Genomic DNA, 22,178 nt, shown 5'->3' with positions numbered 1-22,178 from the left:
ATGGCCGCAGACGGCGCCCCAACGCCATCGGCAACCGGCTGGAAACCGCCGCGCGCGACACCGCTCGTCGTCCTGCGCTCGCTGCTCCTGCTGGTGCTGGTGATCGCCAGCCTTACCCTGTTGCTGCCGGCCTGCGTCTTCATGATCCTGCCGCGCGCGGTGACCCGCATCGCGGTGCGTGTGATCGTGCGGGGCTGGCTGGGCCTGCTGCGGCTGATCGTCGGCCTTGGCTATGAGGTGCGCGGCCTGGAGCACCTGCCCGACGGCGCCTGCCTGATCGCCGCCAAGCACCAGTCGGCCTTCGAGACGCTGGCGCTGCAGGTGATCCTCAAGGATCCGGCCTTCGTGCTGAAGCGGGAGCTGACATGGATCCCGGTCGCCGGCTGGGGCATGTGGCGGCTCGGCCATATCGCCATCAACCGCGCGGCCGGAGCCAGCGCCCTGATGGACCTGATCCGCCAGGCGAAACAGCGGGTCGCCGAGGGACGGCAGGTGGTGATCTTTCCCGAAGGCACGCGCAGCACGCCGCTGTCCGCCCCGACCTATCGGCCCGGCGTTGCCGCGCTCTATCGCTCGCTGCAGGTGCCTTGCGTACCGGTGGCGCTGAATTCCGGCGTCTTCTGGCCGCGCAACAGCGCATGGAAGTTTCCCGGCCGCATCACCATCGAGTTCCTGCCGACGATCCCGGCGGGACTTTCCTCCGGCCAGTTCATGGAACAGCTGGAGCAGCAGGTGGAGACACGCACCGACGCGCTGGTTCGCAGCGCCAGTGGCGCGGCAAGCTGAGCGGCGGGCCGCCGGACATCACGCGGTCGCCGGGGCCGCGTCAAGTCGCAAGGTGCCGGAAGCAACGAGATTGCGCACGATGCGGTAGATCTCCGGCGCGTAGAGCATCACCTGCACGATATAGGCCGAGATCGTGACGATCTCCTGCACCGTGTAGACGTAGTAGATCGTGTATTCGGTGACCGGCAGGTCGAGCCCCTTGACCAGGAACAGAGCCACATAGAGCCCGGCAAGGCCGGCGGTGACGAAGGCAAGGGCGCGGCGAAGGCGGGTGTAGCGCGAGCCGAGGCACAGGTAGCTGGGCCGGCCCGTGTCCGGCAGGCGCATCAGCCGCGTGGTGATGATGCCGCTCATCAGGATCGACAGCGCCTGGAACACGAAGAACAGGTAGCTGCCCAGCATGTGCAGGTCGTGGTCGTGGCGGAAGGTGATCTGCGTGCAGATGACCATGCCCGAAGTGCCCAGCACCTGCATGACCAGGAACACCGCCATCATCCGGCGCAGGCTGGCCGCGACCTTAGGCATGTGGCCGGCGCGCGCCGAGATCGCCCCGTAAAAGGCATAGGTCAGCGGCACCATCGCCAGCGCGATGACGATGGCGACGGCAAGAATCACTGCCGCGAACGGATCGCCGATATAGGGGTCGGTGATCGCCCGGCTGACGGTCGGCGCGCTCTGCTGGATATAGTCGGGATGGCGCTCGTAGAAGGTCCAGCGGGCCCAGACCATCATGTAGATCGCCCAGGCCGGGATCACCACCACCGGAACGCTGACCGCGAGCCCGGCGAGACGGGCAAGAAGCGGCGCCCTCTCGGAACCCGGCGCGCTGCCGCCCGTGGCCGTGTGCAAAGACTGTCTCATGCGCGCCTGCCGTCTCGTCCTGTTCCTCCCCTTCGGCCGCGGCGGCCGCCGCTGTCCAAGGGGCAGGACGTGAATAGTGGAGCCCTTCCCCCTCCGCAAGCCGCTCAAGGCGTGGAAACGTCGGGATGACCTCCGTATTTGTTCCGATTTCGGATCGACTTGATGCTGGAACCGAACCGGCTTAACCCTTATGACACTCATAAAACGCTGAAAACTGCAGGTACGGGGCTGACATGGGACTGACGGCAGAGGGGATGGATGCCGCAACGATCGAGCGTCTGCTGGATCTGGTCGCCAAGGAGGGAATGGTTGAGCGCGAGAAGCTCGTTGTCGATGCCACGTTCGAGGAACTCGGCATCCAGTCGGCCGACATGGTCGTCATCCTGATGGCGATCGAAGAAGAATTCGGCGTCTACATTCCCGTCGACGGCGATCTGGCCGAGGCGCGGAGCCTGGGCGATTTCCTGAATGTGCTTGCAGCACGGATGAAAGAAGGCGCCGAGTGACCAGCGCAACCAGGCGCGTCGTCATCACCGGAATGGGAGCAATCACGGCGGCCGGCACCGGTGTGCAGGCCCTGTGGGAGGCTGCCCGCGACGGACGCAGCGGCGTCAGCGAGTTGCGCTTCGAGCGCTATCCGCGCCAGCGGGTCTCGCGCTCGGCCCATATTTCCGGCTTCGAGCCTGCCGCCCATCTGAGCGAGCAGGAGATCAAGACCACCGACCGATTCGCCCAGCTGGCGATGGTGGCCGCCGACGAGGCCCTGCGGCATGCCGGGCTCGACACGCAAGTGCCGCTCGGGACCCGCTGCGGCACGATCATCGGATCTGGCATCGGCGGAGCCTGGACCTCCGACGACGGCCACTACAATTTCTACATCCACGACGCGCGCCCCGACCTGCTGGCCATCGCCAAGGTGATGCCGAACGCCGCCGCCTCGCAGATCAGCATGCGCTACGGCGCGCGCGGCCCCTCGCTCGCCATTTCCAGCGCCTGCGCCTCCGGCACCCAGTCGGTCGGCTACGGCATGCACATGATCCGTTCCGGCCTGGCCGACACGATGCTGGTGGGCGGCAGCGAGGCGCTGCTGACGCCGGCAAGCTTCCGTGCCTGGGAAGCGCTGCGGGTGATGGCGCCGGAGGCGTGCCGGCCCTTCTCCGACAAGCGCAACGGCATGGTACTCGGCGAAGGCGCCGCGGTGCTGGTGATCGAGGAGCTGGAGCATGCGCTGGCGCGCGGGGCGACACCGCTTGCCGAACTCGCCGGCTACGGCACCACCAGCGATGCGGCGGACCTGCTGCGCCCGACCGTCGAGGGACCGGCCGCGGCCATGGCCGGCGCGCTGGCCGATGCCGGCCTTGCACCGCACGAGATCGGCTATGTGAACGCCCACGGCACGGGCACGGTGCTCAACGACATCGCCGAGAGCGAGGCGCTGCGCCAGGTCTTCGGCGCCGATGTCGAGGCGCTGGCGGTGTCTTCCACCAAGCCGATCCACGGCCACACGCTGGGAGCGGCCGGCGCCATCGAACTGGTGATCACCGTCGAGGCGCTGCGCGCGAGCATCGCCCCGCCGACGATCAACTGGCTGGCACCCGACCCCAAATGCCTTGCCGACCCGGTGCCCAACACCGCCCGTCCCCGGCAGATCGATGCCGCGCTCAGCAATTCCTTCGCCTTCGGCGGGATCAACGCCACCGTGGCCATCCGAAAGGTCTAGGACGGTGAGCGAGGCGCAATGGACCGAGATCGCCGCGCTGGACCTGTCGACGGCGCGCGCCGCGGTCAAGGCCTTCGCCGCGGCGCTCGGCGCCCCGGAAGAGCCGGTGCCGGCCACCTTCGCCTTCACCGTCTTCTCCCATCCGAGCGTCATGGAAACGCTGGCGCGGCTTGCCGCCGAGCGCTCCGCCGTGCTGGTCCATCAGGCTCAGGATTTCGTCTATCACGGCACGCTGGAGGCGGACCGGCACTACACCGTGCTGGTCGACTGGAAGCCGCATGAGGGACGTCCAGACCGGCTGACCCTGCGCGGGCGCGTGCAGCCCCTGCAGGGAGAGATCGCCGAAACGCCCTTGCAGGACTTCCGCGCCGAGATCGTGCTGTTCGAGAACCGCGAGGAGGCCCCGTGAGCGCGCCTTCCGCCCTTGCCGTCGGCCACCGCTTTGCCGACACGCCGCTCGCCGTGCTGGGCGCGCAGGACGTTGCCGCCTATGCCGAGGCCTCCGGCGACCACAACCCGATCCATCTCGACGAGACGGCAGCGCGGGCGGCCGGCCTGCCCGGCACCATCGTCCACGGCATGCTGATCATGGGCCGGTTCGAGGGCGCGATCCGCAGCTGGTTGCCCCAGGCGGTCATCAAGGGCCTGCAGTCGCGCTTCGTGAAGCCGCTGGCGGTGGGCGACGGCATCACCATCGGCGGACGCATCGCCCGCGTGCGCCCGCTTGCGGGCGGAGACACGGAACTGCTGGTGCGCCTTACCATCGCCAACGGCGCCGGCGCGATGATCTGCATCGGCGAAGCGGTGCTGCACCTGCCGGCAGACGGGTAGGCCCATGCCCATCGCCATCACGCTGACCATCGACGAGGCCGGGGCGGACGCGGTCCGCCGGATGTGGACGCGGCTGGCCGAAGCGGGCTTCGACGGTGCGGCGCGCAACTTCGCCTATCGCCCGCATGTGACGCTCGCCGTGCTGAACGAGGACGAGGCGGATGGCAGCACCGAGGCCGTCGCCCGTGAGGCGGCCCGACAGATCGGCGCACGCACAGCGGCGCTGCGCCTGACGCTCGCGAGCCTTGCGGTCTTTCCAGCGCGCCCGGCGGTGCTCTTCGCCGCGCCCAAGCCGACGCGGGCGCTGCTGGACCTGCAGGCGGACCTTGCCGAGCTGATCGAGGCCGAGGGGCACGGCGCGCGGCAGACCCCGCATACCCGGGCGGAAGCCTTCGTGCCGCATGTGACGCTGTGCGAGCAGGTGGACGATGCAGGCGCGGCCTTCGACGCGCTCGCCGGGACCGCGTGGCCGCTGCGCCTCAGCCTGTCGTCGCTGGATGTGGTGCGGTTTCACCCGGCACGGGTGCTGGAAAGCGTTGCCCTGACGGGCTGAGCCCTACGCGTCCTCGGGAACCGCGGCGAGCGCGGTCTCGGCCCAGCCGGCGATCGCATCGACCTCGGCGGGAAGCCGGGTCGCCATGTCGCCGCAGAACTCCAGGAACCGCGGCAGGTTGAGGCCGTTGACGCCGACGATCACCGCCATGTCGGCGGCCAGCGCCTCGGCGATCACGTCGCGAAAGCCCCTGCCCTCGGCTTCCTGCTTGCCGAACTTGTTGACAAGGAGAACGTCGCCCCCCGAGGCGAGCCGGGCGGCGGTCTCGCCGACCGCCTGCTCCAGCCCCTGCGGGTCGAGCCGGCAGCCGCGCGACTGCGGCCCCAGCGTCTGCGAGATGCGGATCAACGGGCCGTCGGGCAGCACCTTGACGTCCATGTCGCAGGGACGGTCGTCGGCGCAGGCGGAATTGATCTGCACGACGCCGAGGACCCGCAGGCCCTGCCCTTCCAGCCGCTCGGCAACACGGGCGAGCACGAGGTCCATGTCGCCGCGTCCGGGCGAGGTCGTATAGGCGAGTTTCATCGCAGGTTCCGCTCAACGTCCGCAGGCTGTCGATCCGCGATGGCGGCGGATCCCCTTGCACGCGACAGGTATCGCAGACCTTGGCCGGATAGCGCAAGTGCATGGGCGTCGCAGGCGGTTTCGGCCCCCTCGAACATTCATTCAACTTTTCGGTTGACTCATTCGCCCGGGCCGCGTTTATTAAACCGCATGGTTGAACAAGAAACACACCGGCTCGACGCCATCTTTCACGCCCTCGGCGATGCCACCCGCCGGCAGATGCTGCAGGCCCTTTCCGAGGGCGAACGCAGCGTCAGCCAGCTTGCCGAGCCCTTCGACATGTCGCTGGCGGCGGCCTCCAAGCACGTGAAGGTGCTGGAAAAGGCCGGCCTGATCCGCCGCGAGGTGCGCTGGCGCACCCATACCTGCCGGCTGGAACCGGGGCCGCTGGCCAGCGCCCACGACTGGCTCGGCTTCTACGAGCGCTTCTGGACCGGCCGCCTCGACGTCCTCGACGCATTGCTGCGCGAGGAAAGGGCCAAGACGAAGACTGACCAACCCAAGGAAGGAGACAAGACATGACCGTGATGGAAAAACCCGATGCCCATGGCACGCTGACCGCCCCCGACACGCTGGAGATCCGCCGCGTGCTGCCCGCCGCCCCCGAGCGGGTCTGGGCCTGGCTCACCGACAGCGAGCTGCGCAAGAAGTGGCTGGCCTCCGGCGAGATGACCCTGGTGCCCGGTGGCGAGTTCGAGCTGGTCTGGCGCAACGACGAACTGACCGACCCGCCCGGAACCCGGCCCGAGAACATCGGCGACGAGAACCGGATGACCTGCCGGGTGATCTCGGCCGATCCGCCGCGCAGCCTGTCCATCACCTGGGGCACGGCCAGCAACGTGACCTTCTCGCTGGCCCCGCGCGGCGAGGACACGCTGCTCACCATCGTTCATGCCCGCCTGCCCGACCGCGCCTCGCTGCTCGGCGTCAGCGCCGGCTGGCATGCCCATCTCGGCGCGCTGGTGGCCCTGGTCGAGGGGCGCAAGCCCGCGCCCTTCTGGGACGCGTTTACCGCGCTCAAGCAGGACTACGACACGCGCCTGCCCTGATGGGGCAAGTCCAGGCGAAGACATCCGGCCGGCGGGGGAGATACCTCTCGCCGGCCGCCTTGTTCTCGCAAGCGAATCTTCCCTTACGACAACTTGCGGTCAACCTTCCCCAGACTTGACACCCCCAGCAATCTCGCGCCCCATCACCCTACGGTTGCGGGCCGGGAATCGGCCCTAAGCAAGCCGAGAAAAGGGAGGCTGTCATGTTGCGTGCACTTTCACGCCCTGCCGTCGTGCTGATGGATCGCTATCTGCCCGATGCTTTCATCTTCGTTCTGCTGCTGACCATCATCGCGGTCGCGTCGGCAATGCTGTTCGAGGGCGCCGGCCCGATGGCCGTCGTCCAGATGTGGGGCGACGGGTTCTGGGGCCTGCTCTCCTTCTCCATGCAGATGCTGCTGATCCTGGTGACCGGCTATATCCTCGCCTCGTCGCCGCCGGTGAGGAAGTTCCTCGCCCTGCTGGCCGGCCTTGCGAACTCGCCCGGCTCCGCCATCGTGCTGGTGTCGGTGGTTTCGCTGGTCGCCTCCTGGGTCAACTGGGGCTTCGGTCTCGTCGTCGGCGCGCTGTTCGCCCGCGAGCTGGCCCGCCAGATCCGCGTCGACTACCGCCTGCTGATCGCCGCCGCCTATTCCGGCTTCGTGATCTGGCACGGCGGCCTTGCCGGCTCGATCCCGCTCACCATCGCCACGCCCGGCCACTTCACCGAGGCGCAGATCGGCGTCATCGGCACCGGCGACACGATCTTCTCCGCCTTCAACCTGATCATCGTCGCCGTGCTCTTCGTGGTCATTCCGCTGGTGAACTGGCTGATGCTGCCGCGCGAGGACGAGAGCGTCTATGTCACGCGCGAGCAGCTGGGCGAGGAACTCGACACCACGTTCGAGCCGACCCGCCCGGCCGAACACCTGGAAAACAGCCGGCTGCTGATGTGGCTGGTCGGCTTCGCCGGCCTCGTCTTCCTGGCGCACTACTTCTTCGTGCGCGGCGCCGGGCTGAACCTCAACATCGTCAACTTCCTGTTCCTGATGGTGGGCATCGTGCTGCACGGCACCGCCCGCAACCTGCTCAATGCGCTGCAGGAAGGGGTCAAGGGCGGCTCCGGCATCATCATCCAGTTCCCCTTCTATGCGGGCATCATGGCGATCATGACCCAGTCCGGCCTGGCACAGAGCCTGTCGGAGTGGTTCGTCTCGATCTCCAGCGCCACCACCCTGCCGTTCTGGACCTTCATCAGCGCCGGCATCGTCAACCTGTTCGTGCCCTCGGGCGGCGGCCAGTGGGCGGTGCAGGCGCCGGTGATGCTGCCGGCGGCCGAGGCGCTCGGCGCCGACGTCGCGCGCGTTGCCATGGCCGTTGCCTGGGGCGATGCCTGGACCAACCTGCTGCAGCCGTTCTGGGCGCTGCCCATGCTCGGCATCGCCGGGCTGAAGGCCAAGGACATCATGGGCTTCTGCCTGATCCATCTGGTCATCACCGGCGTTATCATCGGGACGCTGCTGGTCGTCCTGTAGGGACGGCCCGCCCGCCGCATGCCGGCCGGACCGACAATGGCCCGGCCGGTGTTTCGCAAGTGAACCAGTGAGGGAGGAAGACATGCTCAGCCATGTGATGGTGGGAACCAACGACATCGAGCGCGCGAAACGCTTCTACGACGCGGTGCTGGGGCTGCTGGGCGCCGGCGAACCGGCGCGCAACCAGAACGCCTCGGGCCAGACCCGCCTGTTCTACCGCCACGACGGCAGCACCTTCGCCGTCACCGAGCCGCTCGACGGCCAGGAGGCGGTGCCCGCCAATGGCGGCACCATCGGCTTCAAGTGCAACTCGCCGGAACAGGTGCAGGAATTCCACGACGTCGCCGTGGCGCATGGCGGCACCTCGGTCGAAGGCGCGCCCGGCCCGCGCACCGGCCCGATGGGGACGCTCTACCTCGGCTATGTGCGCGACCCGGACGGCAACAAGCTCTGCGCTCTCCACCGCCCGGCCTGACATGACGACAGCCCCCGCCGGCGCCAGCGGCGGCGGTGGGGGAGTAATAATGTCCCGAGACGGAATCGCCTGACAATGCCCCGCCTGAGAAGGGGTGGCCATGCTACGTTAGAGCGGGTTTGATGGTGTCGCTGAAAATCTCAATTCCGAGAACCAACGACAATGACCAGAAAGGACGGCAGGGCGGCTCCTCTATCCTCTGGGTATGGTTTTAGCAGTATAAACCTTGACCCCGTCACGAGAAATTCGTTCGACTAAAGCAAATTTTTCAAATTATTTCGCGCAAATCAATGGGGTATCTTTTGAATTTTAAAAAAACCACCCTCAAAAGAATATTTAAAATCGCCGCCGCATCAGCGGCAGGATTATTAGTTTTGATAATATTTTCTATTATTTCATTCAACAAGCTTTGGATTCAGTCTATGCCTCAAGGAAACTTGATATTTCTAGCAGAACTTGAACTAGCGAGACTGAAAATACCAGCATGTAAAAACCCTGGTGATTTTAAGATCGGCGCAAAACCGTGGCTCCAAAACCATTGCCGATGGTGGCGTCTTCCCAGAGAAAAAGGAAAATACTGCGGGCATCTAAATGAAATTATGAAAATTGAACAAAATTGCCTCGAGATATTCTTTGACAGAAATGCAAATAAAGAGACCATTGATATATTCATTAAGTCTTTTAAATATCCATGCCGAGTTTTGCGTAACTTCAAACAAGAAATATCATACGAAACAATTCGGCAAGGCATAAGGTGTGATCGAGGTGAGGAATATATTAGATTCACTGCATACATCTTGCAATCTGAGAATTCATTTAATGAAGAGGAGAATATTTTTATTGATTACACAGAAAATATCAAATTACTGGAAAAGATCGAAAGGACAAATGCGTGGCGTTTTTTCGGGCTTTAAACAACCTTCTCATGGGCCCAACAAGACGTATGGATAAAACGCTGATCATTTACAGAGACGCCGTATAAAAGAAGTTAGCGCTTGAAGAAAGGCGCGCTATCGAAATTACATAGAATTCAACCCTTTACACCTTGCAGCCTATGAAGAATTTCGCGCCTCTCCTTCGCCCCTCGCACCGACCGGAAATGCCCCGCACTCACCAAACCGACGAGGACCGCAGATGGAAGGCAGGTCGCCGCAAGAGCGCTTTCCGCTCATTGGGACAGTCAGAAATCCGGCCCTCTTCTTCGACGGGCGGGACCTGTTGTTGTGCTACGGGGTCGCGCCGGCCGCCGGCGGCGGAGCGGTCATTCTCGAGTTCGGCGACGTGTTCAGCTTCGAGAAGAACGCGAACACCGCCGAACGGCCGGACGCCTCGGTCCATCCGCTCCGCCCATGGCACTTCACGGAAGTGACGGGGAGCGAGGCGACCGAGCGCTGGAAACCGCTGCCCCTGCGGCTCTGGACCATCTCCTTCAACGACATGGCGGTCGAAGTCGTCTTCGCCACAGTCCGTAAGGTTCACGAGACCCGCGAGACATCGGAGCCGCACCGCACCTTGCTGGACTTTCTGCGCAGGCACGACTGAGTCGGGCCGCCCACAGCCTTCCGGGCCGGCGCACCGCGACAGTCGCCAGGACCGGCGAGTGCCTTCTCCCTCCATGCCGCTTGACGCTGATTAGGCACCATATTATATGCCGCCACATGACAAAGATGCTGGAACAAAAACACCTGGCGCTGCTGGAGGAAGCAGAGCGCCGGGCCGTCGCGCCCACGGACAACATCCGTGCGTGTTTCGAACTGTTGGCGCTGACCGGTGCCATCGACCGCGATTGCGCCGTCCGCCTCGCGCGGCACCGCCTGTCCGAAGGCAAGTTCGTGCTGCTGTTCCTCCTGCACGACAAGCCCGACGGGCTGTCGCCGCATGAACTGGCCGAGCGCGCGGGCGTGACGCGGGCGACGATCACCGGGCTTCTCGACGGGCTGGAACGCGACGGGTTCATCGTCCGGCGCAGCGGCCTCGACGACCGGCGCAAGATTTCCGTCTCGCTGACGCAGCTCGGGCGCGAAACCGCCCGCGACCTGTTCACCGAACATGCCGACTGGGTCGCATCGCTGTTCCACGGCTTCACCGACGACGACCGCAAGACGCTGAACGCGCTGCTGCAACGCATCTGGCGAAACCTGGAAGCGAACGGGCGCAAGGCTGGCATGGACAAGGACGCCCGCAAATGAGCGCGGTAAAGGCCACCGGGCGCGGCATCAAGGACATCGATCCGGATCGCCTCGCCCGCCTCAATGCCGGCGAGATCGAAGCCGCAACGCTGACCGAATGTCTGGCGGTCGATTTCGCCATCCTGATGCGCCATGTCCTGCCGGAGATCGGAGCGGGCGCGCTCGGTGAAATGGAGCGCGGCGCCGCAACGGGCATCTCGAAGCGCATGTCGCTCGCCGCGCGCGTGATCGGGGACGAGTTCGGCATTGCCGCCCTCGACCGACTTGCACACCATCGGTCGGACACCGCGCGCGGCTGGGCCTGCTTCATGATCGGCGCGGCCGAGATGCCGCTTGCCGAAAGGCTCACAGCCATCCGCCCCTATGCGGACGACCCGCATTTCGGCGTGCGGGAATGGTCGTGGATGGCGGTGCGTCCGCATCTGGCCACTGAGCTTGCCGGCGCCATCGCGCAGCTCGCCGAGTGGACCGCGGCACCTTCCGAGCGTATCCGCCGTTTCTCCTCGGAGGCGATCCGGCCGCGCGGCGTATGGTGCGCGCATATCGGCGCGCTCCGGGCAGAGCCCGAGCTTGCGCTTCCGGTTCTCGAGCCGCTCCGCGCGGACCCTGCCGCCTATGTACAGAACTCGGTCGGCAACTGGCTGAACGATGCCGGCAAGGACCGGCCCGATTGGGTCAAGGCCCTGTGCGCCCGCTGGTCCGCCGAAAGCCCCACACAGGAGACGGCGCGCATCTGCAAGCGCGCCCTTCGCTCGATCACCCCTGCTCTTTGACACCGAAACGGACGCGACCCATCGTGACCCACTATCTTGCCGAACTCTACACGCCGAAGTCCGCCTGGCTGGCCCTGACCGGGACCGAACGCCAGCAGTTCTTCGCCGCCATCGGCGCGGCCATGCCGGCCTTGTCGGCGCTTGGCGTCGAAGCTCTTGCCCTCGGCAAGGTCGACCAGACCAAGGCGCACGCCGCGCCGCAGACATTCTTTGCGGTGTGGCGATGCCCGGACGACGCGGCGCTCGGCGCGCTGGTCGACGGCATCGCGCAATCGGGCTGGCACGACTATTTCGAGACGATCAACGCCGGCGGCGAGGCAGCCGACTTTACCGGGCATCTCGCCCAGCTGGTCGAAACCGCCCAGCGCTAGGCACGGGCGTAATCGGTGGCGGAGACGCGCGCGCCCGCGGGCGGTTTACTCCGCCACCCAGCCGGGCAATATCGCGGCATGAAAACCGTTTGCCTGTTTCTGGCCAGCGCGGCCTTCGCCTATCTCTACTACGAGCGTTTCTGGCGCTGGCGAGACTGTATCGAGGCTTCGGCCTCGAGCTGCCGCACTGAGGACGGCAGCAACCTCACCAGTGGCGGACAGCTTTGGGGCATCGTCGCGGCCGTGTTTCTGCTGCTCGCCCTGCGCTCGCTTGTGAAGGCGCGAAAGCACTGACCGGCATAGCCGGCAAATAGCGCTGTGCCGGAGGCTGCGCGGGCAGTCGGCGGTAAGATCGAAATGTACGAGGGAGATATCTTCGGAAAGTGGCGGGCCGCGCCTGTACAACGGAGAACTGCACCTACGCTATCCCCCAACTGAGTCACGAGCGAATGGGTCCTAGATGGCTGCGCTTCCTTGGCAGCCAGCGGCACGGAGAAGTTCAGCATGACTATCGATGCGGATCCGGGTGCGTTGTCCTCCCGCTACCGTCGTTTTGCAGTCCGTGAGGCGAGCGGACGGTCTCCGCTGTATGAGCACCTCACCATGAGCCTGTCGAACGACGCAGAAGTTCTCGGCTTGATTGCGGCCCTCCCTCAACCAAAGCAGCAGCCCAACCTGCTTCTCGCCGCCTATCGACACCTCTTCGGTGTCCCGGCGAACTACAGCGAGTTCAGGCAAGTTCTGGTGGATCGCTTCGATGCGGTTCGCTCCATCATGCTGGAGCGCTCGACGCAAACAAACGAACCGGGACGGTGCGCTGTGCTCCTGCCGATTTTGGCCAGTCTGCCTCAGCCTCTGGCGCTTTTGGAGGTCGGAGCGTCCGCCGGGCTTTGCCTCTTCCCGGATCGATATGGATACGAGTACCCCTCACGAAGCCTCCGGCCGTCGGCGGAGGCTAAACCTCATCCCGTGTTCCCATGCAGGGCTGCCGCGACTGTCCAGCTCCCTGACACGCTTCCGCAGATCGTTTGGCGGGCCGGGCTCGATCTGAACCCGCTGGACGCTGGCGATCCAGACGAGGCCGCATGGCTCGAGACGCTCATCTGGCCCGAACAGGAAGAGCGCCGCAACCGGCTTCGTTTGGCACTCGATATCGTGGCGGAGGAGAGACCGACGATCGTAAAGGGTGATCTCCTCGGACCGGAGTTCGAAGCCCTGTGCCGTCAAGCTCCGCAAGACGCCACGCTGGTCGTCTTTCATACCGCCGTGCTCGCCTACGTCCCACGCAACGACGACCGCATGAGATTTGCCAACCGGGCTTCCGCGCTGTCAGATGTCTGGATCTGCAACGAGGCACCGAGCGTCATGCCGCATTTTGGCTTCGCCGCCGCAGACGCTCCGTCGCAAGGCGCCTTCCTGCTGTCGGTAAATAACCGACCTGCGGCGTGGACCGACCCGCACGGCGCCTGGATTGAAACGATCAGGGATTCAACGTCCTCCCCCGAGGAGACTGACCGGCTTCACTGACGACCGACATGGGGGCGATTGCTGCCATCGTGGGTTTTGAGGGTATATCGGGAGCGGAGAAACGGCGGCTATCAGCGCCGCGCAACTGGAGCGCGGTGATCGGCGGCGATAGCGATTTGTAGAGGGCAATCGGGGAATGGCGGAGAGGAAGGGATTCGAACCCTCGATACCGTCTCCGGTATACTCCCTTAGCAGGGGAGCGCCTTCGACCACTCGGCCACCTCTCCGTGCCGCCCTTTTCGAGGATTTGCGAGCGTTTGGCAAGACGGGAAGTTGCGGTTTTGTCCCCCTGCCCTGCCGGTGCGCGGAAAATGGCAGCTTTCCTGCGTCTTTCCCGGCGAATTTCCACAGGCAAAGGGGCGTTGGGCCAGCAAAACGGCGGGGCACAGGCGCCCTCGTCGCATCTCTCGACCTTATCGAGACGAAAAACATATTTCCGTCGCCGGCGCGGGCGCACTGAACTGTTCGGGCCGGCGAACAGGGCCCTGCCCCAAGGCCGGTGCGTGCCGGAATTTCGAAGGTGCGGACAATTGAGAACGGCCCTGGCCGGACCATTCATTGAACCGAACGGGTTTCATGACGACCATACTGGAGGCTGTCCCCTTCGAGGCGATCGCCGAGGCGCGCAACGATGCGCTCGCGCGCGAGCTCTACCGGACCTGGCGCCGCTCCAAGGGGCTGCCCCCGGAGACGATGACGGCGAAGCGCGCCTGCAAACGCGCGCGGCGCAGCCTGGCCCCCCTCACCAACCGCGAGCGCGATTGCGTCGCCTGGGCGGCGGAAGGCAAGACGGAGTGGGAGACCGCCGCCATCCTCGGCATCGCCCCCAAGACCGTGGAAAGCCACCTCATCGCTGCCCGCAGAAAGCTCAACGCCGCGAACAAGGTGCATCTCATCGCCAAGGCGCTGCGCCTCGGGATCATCGACTGAGGCGCCCTTGCACGCCGCGGACCTGCTTGCCCATCTCGACCGGATCCGCCACGCACCGAGTGCAGAGGAGGTGCGCGGCCGGCTGGTCACCGCGACGGGCGTCTACGGCATCGACCAGGTGATGTGCGGGCTGTTGCCCGCCCCTTCCACCCCGCCGGACGAGGCGAGGAAGTCCATCTTCTTCGGCAATTGGCCGGCCGAATGGCTGGAGCGCTATGTCGCCCGGCGCTATGTCGAGATCGACCCGGTGATCTCGCAGATCGCGGCCGCCGACGCGATGTTCGACTGGCGCGAGGCGCGCGCGCCGACAGACCGGGCGCCCCTGGCCCGGCGGATGATGGAGGAAGCCCGCGAGCACGGGCTGTCCGCAGGCTTCGCCCTGCCCTTTTCCGGTCCCGCCGGCGGGCGCGGCAGCATCTCGCTCAGCGGCGAGCGCATCGAGCTGGACCCGGCCCACCGCACGACGCTGGCGCTGCTGGCGGCGGGCGCGGCAGAGCGGGCCGCCGTCCTTGCCCATGGCGAGCGGTGGCGCCCCGCCTCCCCCCTCACCGGCCGCGAGCGCGACTGCGTCGCCTGGGCGGCGGAAGGCAAGACGGAGTGGGAGACCGCCGCCATCCTCGGCATCGCTCCCAGGACCGTGGAAAGCCATCTTGCCGCCGCACGGCGAAAGCTCGATGCGGCAAACAAGGTGCATCTCGTCGCAAGGGCGTTCCGCCTCGGCCTGATCGGGTGAGCGGACCCGCCCGTCAATCCGGGAAACCCATGATGGTGAGCCGGGCAAAGCCTGCAAGACTTGCGGACCACGGGAGATACGAGGACGCAAACGGTTCGGCAGCACAGTCCGTGCCGGGACGAGGAGAAGGGGAACGGCATGGACAGGAAAAGCCGCCAGGACGCGGCCCGCAGGCAGATTATCGAGCGTCTGGATGCGGCCATCGCCCGGCTGGCGCCCTATCCGGAACTGGACATGCTCGGCAGCCGCCTGGCAGCGATCCGTGAGATTGCGGCGTTGCAACAGGCGGCAGGAGAACTGGCGGACGGCTTGGCCGAACAGGCGCAGGAGCCGTATCACCCTCTCCGCCACCGGCAGGACGCGCGCTATGCGAAAGCCGGCAGGACGCAGGCGGGAAAAAGCGGCGGCAAGGCCGGCGGGGACCCGAACGACAAGGCGGAGTGAGAAAGGGAGCGCGAGAAGAAAGCCCGGCGGGAGGCCGTGGCGGCGCGCACTACCAGAGACCGCCGGAAGGAATCAGCACACGCGCTTGCAGCTGCGATGACGTGCCGTGCTCCGGGCGGGCAGGCGGGCCGCGGCGGACGGCCAAGAGGAAAACGGGCTGCGGCACGGGCGCCGGTCATGTCGCATGCGCTACGCGGGTTACGCTTCAGCGCGCCGCAGCCTGGTTGATGTCCTTGGTGGAAATGCCCCTTGCGCAGGGACCGGCTCCACCGCGGATCAATGCAGGGACAGCCACTCGCGGGCCGCACGCTGGGCGTCGGCGATTTCCGAGCGGGTCATCTCGGCGGAGATTTCCTTGCGGTAGCGTACCGCATCCTGGCTGCCCTTGACGGCGGCGATGTTGAACCACTTGTGCGCGGCAACCAAGTCGGCGGCACCGTGGCGGCCGCAGGCGCAGTCCAGCCCCATCTGCAGCAGGATATCCGGGCCGGCGGGCTGGCCGCCCATGATGGCGAGGTCGGGGGAACCCAGTTCCAAACGAGCCATGTTTCACACTCCTTGTCAGTCGTCTTGCAGCCGGCGTTCTGCCGGTCCGTTGTGGGCCGAAGACCTCGGGATGCTTGCTGTTTTCCCTGCAATCTTCCTGATCGAGTGTGGTCCGCCCCCTTCAACGCGAGCTTAAAATTCTCGCTTAACGGGAAGCAAACGAGTCGAAAACGCTTGGTAAACTTCACGAAGGATTCAGCATTTCCGCGCCGAAACGGCAGTGGAATCAAGGCAACTTGAATCAACATGGATTTGTCCGGGAAACGCTTGATTCACCTTGAGAAGAACTGGCGCCATCAAACCCTTTGACAGGAGTCGGCGTTCCCCCCGGCACAAGCTTTCCCAAAGCCCGACACGAAGCCGGCCAGAGGCGGTCACCCTGGCGCCCAACTTGTCCGGCAGCCTGCGATCTCGACACGTCCTCGCATGCCCCGCGAAAGGAAACCGATGACGCCCGCTCGCCTACTGCCCCTGCCCGCGCTTGCAGGGCTCGCGATTTTCGCCCTCGCACCGCCCGCCCTCGCCGCGAACGAAATTTTCGGAACCTGGCAGACGCCGGCCGCCGGCACCGTGCGCGTCGGCCCCTGCGGCGCCGCGCCCTGCGGCCTGCTGGTGGATTTTCCCCCGCCCGCCGGCACCACTCGGCAGAGCGCGACGGACGTGAAGAACCGCGACGCCGCCAAGCGGAGCCGCAAGCTTCTCAACGTACCGGTGATCTGGGATATCGCGCCGGGCGACAAGGCCGGCACCTGGAGCGCCCGCGTCTACGACCCGCGGCGGGGCGTGACAGCCAAGGCGACGGCGACGCTGCAGGGCGACGACCGCCTGTCCATTCGCGGCTGCGTGCGCATGGTCGTGCAGCTGTGCGAAACGGAAGTGTGGCGCCGGGCGAACTGATCCCCCGGCGCCCCTGTAATTCGCGAAAGGTCAGCGCGCGCGCTGGCCGAACAGCACCGACTGCGCGCCCTTGTCGTTGGCAAGGTTGAGCTGCTCACGCATCTCCCGGCCGACGGCCAGCCCGCGCTCGACCGCCGGGCGCGCCTTCAGCGCCTCCAGCCAGCGCTGGACATTCGGGAAGTCCTTGCCGAGCTCCATGCCCTGCCGCTCCCAGCCGGTCGCCCAGCCGACGATCGCCATGTCGGCGATGGAATATTCGTCGGCAACGAAGTCGCGTCCGGCGAGCTGCTTGTCGAGCACGCCGTAAAGCCGGTGCGTCTCGTTGAGATAGCGGTCCATGGCGTAGGGGATCTTCTCCGGCGCATAGACGCGGAAATGGTGGTTCTGGCCGAGCATCGGGCCGAAGCCGCCCATCTGCCACATCAGCCACTCGTCGACCTTCACCCGCTTGCGCTCGTCGGTAGGGTAGAACTGGCCGAACTTGCGCCCGAGATACTGCAGGATGGCGCCGGATTCGAAGACTGAGATCGGCTCGCCGCCCGGCCCTTCCGGATCGACGATGGCCGGCATGCGGTTGTTCGGCGAGATCTTCAGGAACTCCGGCTTGAACTGGTCGCCCGCGCCGATGTTGACGAGGTTGAGGTTGTAGGGAACGCCGAGTTCCTCCAGCAGGATCGAGACTTTCCAGCCGTTCGGGGTCGGCCAGTAATGCAGTTCGATGGGCTTGGTCTGGGTCGCGGACATGCCTGTCATGCTCCATGTTTCTTCAAAAGGCCGGAGGCTCGCGGACGCTTGTGCGCGCGCCGACTGCGGCCGGTCGGGTTAGAACTTAAGGCCGGAAAGCGCCGGTACAACCACCCGCGGCCGAAGGCGGGGCGGCAAGCGGGCCCGCGTGAACGCTCGATCACGCCACACGTACGCCGCGCACCGCTCACAGCATCAGCTTGTAGCCGACATGCGAGGGCTGGTAGCCCAGCGCCCGGTAGAAGTCGTGCGCGCCCTCCCGCTCGCGGTTGGAGGTGAGCTGCAGCAGCACGCAGCCGCAGTCGCGCGCCCTCGCCTCCGCAAAGCGCATCATCGCCCGGCCGATGCCGCATCCGCGCAGCTCCGGGTCCACATGCACGCTCTCCACCTGGGCACGCGGACGCCCGCCGAAGGACAGCCCGTCGATGATCGTCAGCTCGAACATGCCGGCGATGCGCCCGGCCTCCATGCCCGGCAGGCGCGCCACATGCAGGACGCTGGCCCCACCCGCCACCATGCGGCGGAACGCGGCGACATAAGGCGCCAGATCCTCCGCCTCCTGCCCGACGCGCGCGCCGGCCGCATTGGCGCTCATCAAAGCGACGCAGGCGCCCAAGTCGTCCTCGCCCGCAGGCGCGATATGAAGGCCCTGAAGCTCCGACTCGAACATCCCGCCCTTAGTCATGCGGTGCCGCCCGGGTGTCCACAGGCGAGATCCGCACCCTGCCGATGGCACGCTTTTCCAGCGACATCACCTCGAAGCGCAGGTCCCCGGCCTCCAGCACGTCGCCGACCTTCGGCAGGTGCCCCAGCTGCGACAGGATATAGCCGGCGAGCGTGGAGTAGCGGTTGGCCTCGTCGACGAGATCGCGGCCGATGGCGACGCTGAGCTGGCGGATGTCGATGAAGGCATCCACCGTCCACGAGCCGTCCTCCTGCTGCTGCAGCGCGGCGGCCTCCTCGTCCATGTCGGGGAACTCGCCGGCGATCGCTTCCAGCACGTCGGTGGGCGTGGCGATGCCTTCCAGCGAGCCGTATTCGTCGATCACCATCGCCATCTGCACCGGCGAACGGCGCAGCAGCTCCATCACCGTCAGCACGTCGGTCATCTCGTGCACGACGCCCGGCTGGCGCATCAGCTGCGCCCAGTCGATCGCCTCGCCGCCGATCACCGCGTTGAGCAGGTCCTTGGTCAGCGCCACGCCGACGAACTCGTCGACGCTGCCGCGCGCCAGCACCACGCGCCCGTGGGTGAGCCGACGGATCGCCCCGCGCAGCTCCTCGTCCGGCTTGTCGAGGTCCAGCCATTCCAGCTCGTTGGACGGCGTCATGATCGAGCTGACCGGGCGCTGGCCGAGCCCCAGCACGCCGCGGATCATGTCCTGCTCCTCGGGCTTGAACAATTCGCCCAGGGCCGCCTGCTCGGCGATCACGTCGACCGTCTCGCCCAGCGGCTGCTCGCCGACCCTGCCGCCGAGCAAGCGCAGCACCGCCTCGGAGGTGCGCTCACGCAGGTTTCCGGAGACGACCATCTGCTCGCGGTTGTGGCGGCCGACCTGGTTGAACGCCTCGATCAGCACCGAGAAGCCGATGGCGGCATAGAGATAGCCCTTCGGGATGTGCTGGCCGAAGCCTTCCACCACCAGGCTGAAGCCGATCATCAGCAGGAAGCCCAGGCACAGGATCACCACGGTCGGATGCTTGGAGACGAAGGCCATCAGCGGCTTGGAGGCGATCATCATCACCGCCATGGCGATACACACGGCCGCGATCATCACCCACAGATTGTTGACCATGCCGACGGCGGTGATGACGCTGTCGAGCGAGAACACCGCATCCAGCACGACGATCTGCACGATCACCTGCCAGAACACCGCGTGGACGATCTTGCCGCTCTTGTGGCCGTGCGCGCCCTCGAGGCGCTCGTGCAGCTCCATCGTGCCCTTGAACAGCAGGAACACGCCGCCGATGATCAGGATCAGGTCGCGTCCGGAGAAGGAGAAGCCGCCCAGCGAGAACAGCGGGTTGGTCAGCGTCACGATCCAGGAAATCGAGAACAGCAGCGCGATGCGCATGAAGAGCGCCAGCGACAGGCCGATCAGGCGCGCCTTGTTGCGCTGTTCGGGCGGCAGCTTGTCGGCCAGGATGGCGATGAACACGAGGTTGTCGATGCCGAGTACAACCTCGAGCAAAACCAGGGTGACAAGCCCGATCCAGATGTTCGGATCTGCCAGGAATTCCATATCGAACCTTTCCTAATGGCGACGGCGCAGGCGCGCGCAAGGCCCGCCGTGCCGGACCTGTCGGCAAGCGGGTGCGGGCATTGGGCCTGCGAAAACGGGAATGGAAGCGGAAACGCGGAGCCGCCGGACGCACATCGCCAACGGCTCCCGGGAAAGTCGGTCGCGTGCGTCCGTGCTGTCGCCGTCGGCCGCCATGGAATTGTCCGCCCCTCCTTAGCGCGCCGGGACGTGCCCGCGCGCTGCCTCTGCAGCCTAGCATGGCCGTTGCAGCGGTCAAGAAACGCACCAGACGGCCGGATGTTCCATGACCGGGCAAACCCGGCAGGCGCCCGCAGCGCATCCCGAGAGGGGCAGCCTTACGCCTCCAGCCGCCCGATCACCGCGTAACCGCCATGCAGCCGGCGGAACGAGGCCCGCGCCCCGTGCGCCTGCGCGCAGGCTTCCAGCGCCGCCCCCAGATCCACCCGCGGCGCGACGTGGAAGGCGGACAGCCAAGCGCGGAACGGCGCGCGCACCAGGCCCGGCCAGGCCTCCATCATGCCGAAGTCGACCAGATGCAGCCGGCCGCCGGGCGACAGCGCGCCGGCGCCGGCAGTCAGCGCCTCGCGCCAGGGCGGGATCATCGACAGGCTGTAGGAGAAGAACACCCGATCGAAGCGCTCGACGCCGAACAGCGCCGCCGTGTCGAACGCCGTCGCATCGCCTTGCGCGACGCTGATCCGGTCATCAAGCCCCGCGCGGCGGATCGAGCCGCGCGCGCTCTCCAGCATCTGCTGCGAGATGTCGATGCCGAAGAACCGCGCCTGCGGGTGCCGGCGGGCGGCCAGCACCAGATTGCGCGCCGTGCCGCAGCCAAGCTCCAGCACCGTGCCGCCCGGCGGCGGGGCGAGATCGTCGATCAGCCGGTCACGGCCGAGCAGATAGTATTTGCGCGTCGCGTCGTAGACATGCCGCTGCCAGCGGTAGATGCCGTCCATCAGCTCCGCACCGTTGGACGTCCTCACTTCTCCCCGCACGGTCATGCCGCGCCGCGGATATAGAGATGGAAGCCGCCATAGATCGACGAACGGTCCATGTAGCCGAGCTTGCGCGAGCGATCCGCATCGTAGCGCCACTGCCCCAGGATCTCCGGCGCGACGCGGCCCGGCAGCAGGCTGGGCTCGGCCGCCGTGCGGAAGACGACGCGCGCGCCCGGACGGGCCGTGCGGGTGATCTCCGACCACAGGGCGTTGAGCGCGGCGTCGGTCATCCAGTCCTGCGCATCGAGCAGGACGTAGCGGTCGACGCTGCCCCCCTCCTGCGCGGCCAGATAGTCGGTGAAGGAGCGGTTGACCACGCGCACCCGGTCGGCGCGGGCGCGGATCGTCTCGAAGTGGTCGCGCCGCAGATAGGGCGGCAGCGGGCCGGCCTCGTCATTGGCGTAGCCGCGGCCGAAGGCCTGCCAGGCGAAGTAGTTTTCCGAAAGCGGGAAGTCGCAGGCCAGCCGCTCCAGCCGCTCGCGCAGCACAGCCGCCATGCCGCCGGGGCCGCTGCCGGCCAGCGCCTCGTACTGTGCCGGCGGAATGCCGAGCCCGTAGAGCGACACGCGCTTCGACGTCGCCCAGCGGACCATCCGCTTGTCGAACAACGGCGCCAGCGCCTTGTCGAAGTAGGTGCGCTGCTCCTCCAGCGAGCGGGCGCGCAGCATGTCCTTGGGATCGATGCCATAGGCGCGGGCGACGAAATGGCCGGCGCCGATGAAATAGCCGAGCAGCCCGTGGTGGTAGAGGTCGCGGGCGAACAGGGTGATGCGCTTGCGCCCGGTCAGGCCGCGCTTTTCCCAGTACTCGCGGGTTTCCGGGTCGAGCCGCTCGCGCAGGAAGCGGTTGTAGGCCTCGACATTGCCCTTCTCGTCCGCCTTGCCGAAGAAGCGGTAGAAGTCGTCATGCCCCGGCAGATGCTTGACGGCGGCGAGCTTCAGCCGGGTCAGCGCCACATGCGCGCGGTTGAGGTCGACGGCGGTGATGCTGGCCGGATCGGCCGTCAGGTAGGAGAGAACGTTGCAGCCGCCCGAGGCGATGGTCACCACCTTGTGGTCGCGGCCGATCTCCAGCGCGTCCATGTCGATCTCGGGGTCTTCCCAGATCTGCGGATAGACCAGCCCCTGGAAGGCCAGGGTGAAGAGCCGCTCCAGCGCGCCCTCGCCCGACAGGGCCTTGTTGCGATGCACCGCCCGGCCGAGCAGAGCGCCCCGCCCCGCATTGACCGACTTCGTGTTCGACGCCTGACCCGACAGCATGGCCACCTCCGACTCTCCTCAAGTTGCCTTGAAGTGAGCCGGGTAAGCCGTTCTCGTTACGGGATGATGACAGGGCGGTGCGCGCGGGCGTCATACCGGCCGCAAGGCCGGGATGACATCCTGTGGGTGGCGCGCCGACCTCGCATCCCC

The 22,178-nt window shown here is 66.3% G+C and carries 29 protein-coding genes and 1 tRNA gene; 21 read left to right on the top strand and 9 right to left on the bottom strand.

Translation table 11 applies throughout. The features are described from left to right. The gene (locus ACVJ6E_RS07080) at nucleotides 1-786 is read left to right on the top strand and encodes a lysophospholipid acyltransferase family protein (RefSeq protein WP_120267651.1); all 786 of its coding nucleotides are present in this window, start codon (nucleotides 1-3) and stop codon (nucleotides 784-786) included. Nucleotides 787-804: 18 nt separating this feature from the next. On the opposite strand, the gene ACVJ6E_RS07075 is transcribed toward ACVJ6E_RS07080, so the two are convergent. After that, nucleotides 805-1,647 carry a Frag1/DRAM/Sfk1 family protein gene (locus ACVJ6E_RS07075; RefSeq protein WP_158592624.1) on the bottom strand — a complete coding sequence of 281 codons (843 nt, stop codon included), beginning with the start codon at nucleotides 1,645-1,647 and terminating at the stop codon, nucleotides 805-807. 233 nt (nucleotides 1,648-1,880) lie between these two features. Between ACVJ6E_RS07075 and ACVJ6E_RS07070 the strand changes: the two genes are divergently transcribed. Genes ACVJ6E_RS07070 through ACVJ6E_RS07050 form a run of 5 tightly spaced genes read left to right on the top strand, consistent with a single transcriptional unit; the run spans nucleotide 1,881 to nucleotide 4,751 of the window. Continuing rightward, on the top strand, nucleotides 1,881-2,153 hold the full coding sequence (locus tag ACVJ6E_RS07070) for an acyl carrier protein (RefSeq protein ID WP_120267649.1): 273 nt from the start codon (nucleotides 1,881-1,883) through the stop codon (nucleotides 2,151-2,153). Next, nucleotides 2,150-3,367, top strand: a complete 1,218-nt coding sequence (locus ACVJ6E_RS07065) for a beta-ketoacyl-[acyl-carrier-protein] synthase family protein (RefSeq protein ID WP_199681006.1) — start codon at nucleotides 2,150-2,152, stop codon at nucleotides 3,365-3,367. Before ACVJ6E_RS07070 ends, ACVJ6E_RS07065 begins: the two co-directional genes overlap by 4 nt. A 4-nt stretch (nucleotides 3,368-3,371) precedes the next feature. Next, the gene (locus ACVJ6E_RS07060) at nucleotides 3,372-3,776 is read left to right on the top strand and encodes a hypothetical protein (RefSeq protein ID WP_120267648.1); all 405 of its coding nucleotides are present in this window, start codon (nucleotides 3,372-3,374) and stop codon (nucleotides 3,774-3,776) included. Further along, nucleotides 3,773-4,198 (top strand): MaoC/PaaZ C-terminal domain-containing protein, encoded by a 426-nt coding sequence (locus ACVJ6E_RS07055; RefSeq protein ID WP_120267647.1) that lies wholly within the window; start codon nucleotides 3,773-3,775, stop codon nucleotides 4,196-4,198. The genes ACVJ6E_RS07060 and ACVJ6E_RS07055 overlap by 4 nt, the downstream gene beginning before the upstream one ends. A gap of 4 nt (nucleotides 4,199-4,202) precedes the next feature. Next, nucleotides 4,203-4,751, top strand: coding sequence for a 2'-5' RNA ligase family protein (locus ACVJ6E_RS07050; protein WP_120267646.1), 549 nt, complete (start codon nucleotides 4,203-4,205; stop codon nucleotides 4,749-4,751). Between the two features lie 3 nt (nucleotides 4,752-4,754). Here ACVJ6E_RS07050 and ACVJ6E_RS07045 read toward each other — a convergent pair whose 3' ends face one another. Continuing rightward, a complete protein-coding gene (locus ACVJ6E_RS07045) occupies nucleotides 4,755-5,276 on the bottom strand; it encodes a DUF2478 domain-containing protein (RefSeq protein ID WP_120267645.1) in 522 nt (173 codons plus the stop codon). A gap of 189 nt (nucleotides 5,277-5,465) precedes the next feature. Between ACVJ6E_RS07045 and ACVJ6E_RS07040 the strand changes: the two genes are divergently transcribed. The 11 genes from ACVJ6E_RS07040 to ACVJ6E_RS06990 all read left to right on the top strand — a co-directional run bounded on the left by ACVJ6E_RS07040 (nucleotide 5,466) and on the right by ACVJ6E_RS06990 (nucleotide 13,213). After that, nucleotides 5,466-5,837 carry an ArsR/SmtB family transcription factor gene (locus ACVJ6E_RS07040; protein WP_120267644.1) on the top strand — a complete coding sequence of 124 codons (372 nt, stop codon included), beginning with the start codon at nucleotides 5,466-5,468 and terminating at the stop codon, nucleotides 5,835-5,837. Then, a complete protein-coding gene (locus tag ACVJ6E_RS07035) occupies nucleotides 5,834-6,364 on the top strand; it encodes an SRPBCC family protein (RefSeq protein ID WP_120267643.1) in 531 nt (176 codons plus the stop codon). The genes ACVJ6E_RS07040 and ACVJ6E_RS07035 overlap by 4 nt, the downstream gene beginning before the upstream one ends. Before the next feature lie 203 nt (nucleotides 6,365-6,567). Continuing rightward, complete coding sequence (locus ACVJ6E_RS07030; protein ID WP_120267642.1) at nucleotides 6,568-7,878, top strand: short-chain fatty acid transporter; 1,311 nt, start codon at nucleotides 6,568-6,570, stop codon at nucleotides 7,876-7,878. An 82-nt stretch (nucleotides 7,879-7,960) separates the two neighbouring features. Next, nucleotides 7,961-8,353: a VOC family protein gene (locus ACVJ6E_RS07025; RefSeq protein WP_067215874.1), complete on the top strand. Its 393-nt coding sequence runs from the start codon at nucleotides 7,961-7,963 to the stop codon at nucleotides 8,351-8,353. A gap of 290 nt (nucleotides 8,354-8,643) precedes the next feature. Then, entirely contained in the window at nucleotides 8,644-9,267 is a 624-nt protein-coding gene (locus ACVJ6E_RS07020; protein ID WP_147421818.1) for a hypothetical protein, read from the top strand. A gap of 220 nt (nucleotides 9,268-9,487) precedes the next feature. Further along, the gene (locus ACVJ6E_RS07015) at nucleotides 9,488-9,895 is read left to right on the top strand and encodes a hypothetical protein (protein WP_120267641.1); all 408 of its coding nucleotides are present in this window, start codon (nucleotides 9,488-9,490) and stop codon (nucleotides 9,893-9,895) included. A gap of 116 nt (nucleotides 9,896-10,011) precedes the next feature. Next, nucleotides 10,012-10,542, top strand: coding sequence for a MarR family transcriptional regulator (locus ACVJ6E_RS07010; protein WP_120267640.1), 531 nt, complete (start codon nucleotides 10,012-10,014; stop codon nucleotides 10,540-10,542). Next, nucleotides 10,539-11,315 carry a DNA alkylation repair protein gene (locus ACVJ6E_RS07005; RefSeq protein WP_120267639.1) on the top strand — a complete coding sequence of 259 codons (777 nt, stop codon included), beginning with the start codon at nucleotides 10,539-10,541 and terminating at the stop codon, nucleotides 11,313-11,315. The genes ACVJ6E_RS07010 and ACVJ6E_RS07005 overlap by 4 nt, the downstream gene beginning before the upstream one ends. A 23-nt stretch (nucleotides 11,316-11,338) precedes the next feature. Next, complete coding sequence (locus ACVJ6E_RS07000; RefSeq protein ID WP_120267638.1) at nucleotides 11,339-11,686, top strand: DUF6616 family protein; 348 nt, start codon at nucleotides 11,339-11,341, stop codon at nucleotides 11,684-11,686. Nucleotides 11,687-11,764: 78 nt separating this feature from the next. Then, the gene (locus ACVJ6E_RS06995) at nucleotides 11,765-11,980 is read left to right on the top strand and encodes a hypothetical protein (RefSeq protein WP_120267637.1); all 216 of its coding nucleotides are present in this window, start codon (nucleotides 11,765-11,767) and stop codon (nucleotides 11,978-11,980) included. Nucleotides 11,981-12,190: 210 nt separating this feature from the next. Beyond that, nucleotides 12,191-13,213 (top strand): DUF2332 domain-containing protein, encoded by a 1,023-nt coding sequence (locus ACVJ6E_RS06990; RefSeq protein ID WP_120267636.1) that lies wholly within the window; start codon nucleotides 12,191-12,193, stop codon nucleotides 13,211-13,213. Nucleotides 13,214-13,350: 137 nt separating this feature from the next. Here the strand turns inward: ACVJ6E_RS06990 and ACVJ6E_RS06985 are convergent. Beyond that, nucleotides 13,351-13,440, bottom strand: a tRNA-Ser gene (locus ACVJ6E_RS06985). A 349-nt stretch (nucleotides 13,441-13,789) separates the two neighbouring features. Between ACVJ6E_RS06985 and ACVJ6E_RS06980 the strand changes: the two genes are divergently transcribed. The 3 genes from ACVJ6E_RS06980 to ACVJ6E_RS06970 all read left to right on the top strand — a co-directional run bounded on the left by ACVJ6E_RS06980 (nucleotide 13,790) and on the right by ACVJ6E_RS06970 (nucleotide 15,320). Continuing rightward, complete coding sequence (locus ACVJ6E_RS06980; RefSeq protein WP_120267635.1) at nucleotides 13,790-14,143, top strand: helix-turn-helix domain-containing protein; 354 nt, start codon at nucleotides 13,790-13,792, stop codon at nucleotides 14,141-14,143. A gap of 7 nt (nucleotides 14,144-14,150) precedes the next feature. Continuing rightward, complete coding sequence (locus ACVJ6E_RS06975; protein WP_120267634.1) at nucleotides 14,151-14,876, top strand: LuxR family transcriptional regulator; 726 nt, start codon at nucleotides 14,151-14,153, stop codon at nucleotides 14,874-14,876. Between the two features lie 138 nt (nucleotides 14,877-15,014). After that, complete coding sequence (locus tag ACVJ6E_RS06970) at nucleotides 15,015-15,320, top strand: hypothetical protein (protein WP_120267633.1); 306 nt, start codon at nucleotides 15,015-15,017, stop codon at nucleotides 15,318-15,320. Nucleotides 15,321-15,596: 276 nt separating this feature from the next. Here the strand turns inward: ACVJ6E_RS06970 and ACVJ6E_RS06965 are convergent, their stop codons facing one another. Next, entirely contained in the window at nucleotides 15,597-15,866 is a 270-nt protein-coding gene (locus ACVJ6E_RS06965; protein ID WP_120267632.1) for a hypothetical protein, read from the bottom strand. A 447-nt stretch (nucleotides 15,867-16,313) separates the two neighbouring features. On the opposite strand from ACVJ6E_RS06965, the gene ACVJ6E_RS06960 reads away from it, so the two are divergent. Next, the gene (locus ACVJ6E_RS06960) at nucleotides 16,314-16,763 is read left to right on the top strand and encodes a DUF2147 domain-containing protein (RefSeq protein WP_158592623.1); all 450 of its coding nucleotides are present in this window, start codon (nucleotides 16,314-16,316) and stop codon (nucleotides 16,761-16,763) included. Between the two features lie 30 nt (nucleotides 16,764-16,793). Here ACVJ6E_RS06960 and ACVJ6E_RS06955 read toward each other — a convergent pair whose 3' ends face one another. The 5 genes from ACVJ6E_RS06955 to ACVJ6E_RS06935 all read right to left on the bottom strand — a co-directional run bounded on the left by ACVJ6E_RS06955 (nucleotide 16,794) and on the right by ACVJ6E_RS06935 (nucleotide 22,028). Continuing rightward, nucleotides 16,794-17,507, bottom strand: coding sequence for a glutathione S-transferase N-terminal domain-containing protein (locus ACVJ6E_RS06955; RefSeq protein WP_120268328.1), 714 nt, complete (start codon nucleotides 17,505-17,507; stop codon nucleotides 16,794-16,796). 187 nt (nucleotides 17,508-17,694) lie between these two features. Further along, nucleotides 17,695-18,192, bottom strand: coding sequence for a GNAT family N-acetyltransferase (locus ACVJ6E_RS06950; protein ID WP_199681005.1), 498 nt, complete (start codon nucleotides 18,190-18,192; stop codon nucleotides 17,695-17,697). Beyond that, nucleotides 18,185-19,750, bottom strand: coding sequence for a TerC family protein (locus ACVJ6E_RS06945; protein WP_120267629.1), 1,566 nt, complete (start codon nucleotides 19,748-19,750; stop codon nucleotides 18,185-18,187). Before ACVJ6E_RS06945 ends, ACVJ6E_RS06950 begins: the two co-directional genes overlap by 8 nt. Nucleotides 19,751-20,106: 356 nt before the next feature. Beyond that, nucleotides 20,107-20,772 carry a class I SAM-dependent methyltransferase gene (locus ACVJ6E_RS06940; protein WP_120267628.1) on the bottom strand — a complete coding sequence of 222 codons (666 nt, stop codon included), beginning with the start codon at nucleotides 20,770-20,772 and terminating at the stop codon, nucleotides 20,107-20,109. Continuing rightward, on the bottom strand, nucleotides 20,769-22,028 hold the full coding sequence (locus ACVJ6E_RS06935) for a BtaA family protein (protein ID WP_120267627.1): 1,260 nt from the start codon (nucleotides 22,026-22,028) through the stop codon (nucleotides 20,769-20,771). Before ACVJ6E_RS06935 ends, ACVJ6E_RS06940 begins: the two co-directional genes overlap by 4 nt. Nucleotides 22,029-22,178: the final 150 nt, after the last annotated feature.

It is taken from the genome of Stappia sp. G46H5W, from assembly GCF_058448995.1.
This window is presented reverse-complemented; position numbering and strand designations above follow the sequence as displayed.

Excerpts from the sequence above, each read along its gene's own strand:
- ACVJ6E_RS07080 (WP_120267651.1), top strand. The coding sequence starts at position 1 with ATGGCCGCAGACGGCGCCCCAACGCCATCGGCAACCGGCTGGAAACCG.
- ACVJ6E_RS07075 (WP_158592624.1), bottom strand. The coding sequence starts at position 1,647 with ATGAGACAGTCTTTGCACACGGCCACGGGCGGCAGCGCGCCGGGTTCC.
- ACVJ6E_RS07070 (WP_120267649.1), top strand. The coding sequence starts at position 1,881 with ATGGGACTGACGGCAGAGGGGATGGATGCCGCAACGATCGAGCGTCTG.
- ACVJ6E_RS07050 (WP_120267646.1), top strand. The coding sequence starts at position 4,203 with ATGCCCATCGCCATCACGCTGACCATCGACGAGGCCGGGGCGGACGCG.
- ACVJ6E_RS07045 (WP_120267645.1), bottom strand. The coding sequence starts at position 5,276 with ATGAAACTCGCCTATACGACCTCGCCCGGACGCGGCGACATGGACCTC.
- ACVJ6E_RS07040 (WP_120267644.1), top strand. The coding sequence starts at position 5,466 with ATGGTTGAACAAGAAACACACCGGCTCGACGCCATCTTTCACGCCCTC.
- ACVJ6E_RS07035 (WP_120267643.1), top strand. The coding sequence starts at position 5,834 with ATGACCGTGATGGAAAAACCCGATGCCCATGGCACGCTGACCGCCCCC.
- ACVJ6E_RS07030 (WP_120267642.1), top strand. The coding sequence starts at position 6,568 with ATGTTGCGTGCACTTTCACGCCCTGCCGTCGTGCTGATGGATCGCTAT.
- ACVJ6E_RS07025 (WP_067215874.1), top strand. The coding sequence starts at position 7,961 with ATGCTCAGCCATGTGATGGTGGGAACCAACGACATCGAGCGCGCGAAA.
- ACVJ6E_RS07020 (WP_147421818.1), top strand. The coding sequence starts at position 8,644 with ATGGGGTATCTTTTGAATTTTAAAAAAACCACCCTCAAAAGAATATTT.
- ACVJ6E_RS07015 (WP_120267641.1), top strand. The coding sequence starts at position 9,488 with ATGGAAGGCAGGTCGCCGCAAGAGCGCTTTCCGCTCATTGGGACAGTC.
- ACVJ6E_RS07010 (WP_120267640.1), top strand. The coding sequence starts at position 10,012 with ATGACAAAGATGCTGGAACAAAAACACCTGGCGCTGCTGGAGGAAGCA.
- ACVJ6E_RS07005 (WP_120267639.1), top strand. The coding sequence starts at position 10,539 with ATGAGCGCGGTAAAGGCCACCGGGCGCGGCATCAAGGACATCGATCCG.
- ACVJ6E_RS06995 (WP_120267637.1), top strand. The coding sequence starts at position 11,765 with ATGAAAACCGTTTGCCTGTTTCTGGCCAGCGCGGCCTTCGCCTATCTC.
- ACVJ6E_RS06990 (WP_120267636.1), top strand. The coding sequence starts at position 12,191 with ATGACTATCGATGCGGATCCGGGTGCGTTGTCCTCCCGCTACCGTCGT.
- ACVJ6E_RS06980 (WP_120267635.1), top strand. The coding sequence starts at position 13,790 with ATGACGACCATACTGGAGGCTGTCCCCTTCGAGGCGATCGCCGAGGCG.
- ACVJ6E_RS06970 (WP_120267633.1), top strand. The coding sequence starts at position 15,015 with ATGGACAGGAAAAGCCGCCAGGACGCGGCCCGCAGGCAGATTATCGAG.
- ACVJ6E_RS06965 (WP_120267632.1), bottom strand. The coding sequence starts at position 15,866 with ATGGCTCGTTTGGAACTGGGTTCCCCCGACCTCGCCATCATGGGCGGC.
- ACVJ6E_RS06960 (WP_158592623.1), top strand. The coding sequence starts at position 16,314 with ATGACGCCCGCTCGCCTACTGCCCCTGCCCGCGCTTGCAGGGCTCGCG.
- ACVJ6E_RS06955 (WP_120268328.1), bottom strand. The coding sequence starts at position 17,507 with ATGTCCGCGACCCAGACCAAGCCCATCGAACTGCATTACTGGCCGACC.
- ACVJ6E_RS06950 (WP_199681005.1), bottom strand. The coding sequence starts at position 18,192 with ATGACTAAGGGCGGGATGTTCGAGTCGGAGCTTCAGGGCCTTCATATC.
- ACVJ6E_RS06945 (WP_120267629.1), bottom strand. The coding sequence starts at position 19,750 with ATGGAATTCCTGGCAGATCCGAACATCTGGATCGGGCTTGTCACCCTG.
- ACVJ6E_RS06940 (WP_120267628.1), bottom strand. The coding sequence starts at position 20,772 with ATGACCGTGCGGGGAGAAGTGAGGACGTCCAACGGTGCGGAGCTGATG.
- ACVJ6E_RS06935 (WP_120267627.1), bottom strand. The coding sequence starts at position 22,028 with ATGCTGTCGGGTCAGGCGTCGAACACGAAGTCGGTCAATGCGGGGCGG.